Origin of the sequence: Undibacterium sp. Ji50W (genome assembly GCF_049340445.1) — a bacterium.
Taxonomy (GTDB): Bacteria; Pseudomonadota; Gammaproteobacteria; order Burkholderiales; family Burkholderiaceae_D; genus Undibacterium.
Window position 1 is genome coordinate 1 of the sequence record NZ_JBMPOX010000074.1, and the last position, 491, is coordinate 491.

At 53.8% G+C, this 491-nt stretch carries 1 protein-coding gene; it reads left to right on the forward strand.

The window, feature by feature from the left end:
- The coding region (locus ACO0K9_RS28075; protein WP_422990693.1) for a DUF4214 domain-containing protein at positions 1-491 on the forward strand (491 nt) is incomplete at both ends.

The window sequence follows — 491 nt, forward strand, 5'->3', positions numbered from 1 at the left end:
GATATCCAAAAGCTTTACATCGCTTATTTCAACCGTCCAGCGGACCCACTGGGTCTGGCATATTGGACAGCGTCCAGCCTGTCCCTCAAAGACATCGCTCAAAGCTTCTCCGTACAAAAGGAATACGCAGACACGTATGCCAACCTGACGACAGCACAAACCGTCAACACCATTTACAAAAACCTGTTCGGCCACGAAGCTGATCCAGCAGGTCTGACTTACTGGGCAGGCCAAATCACCAACGGTACCGTCTCCGTGGGTGTTGCCGCTTTGTCCATCCTGGGCGGCGCCACTGGTGCTGACAAGACAGCCGTTGACTCCAAAGTCACAGCAGCGACATCGTTCACTACAGCCGTTGACACGACCAAAGAAATCACTGCCTACGCAGGTGTTGATGCCAACGCCACAGCCAAAGTATGGCTGAGCAAAGTCGTTGATGCAGCCACACTGGCCACAGCACAAACCACCGTTGACACGACCATCGCAGCGAT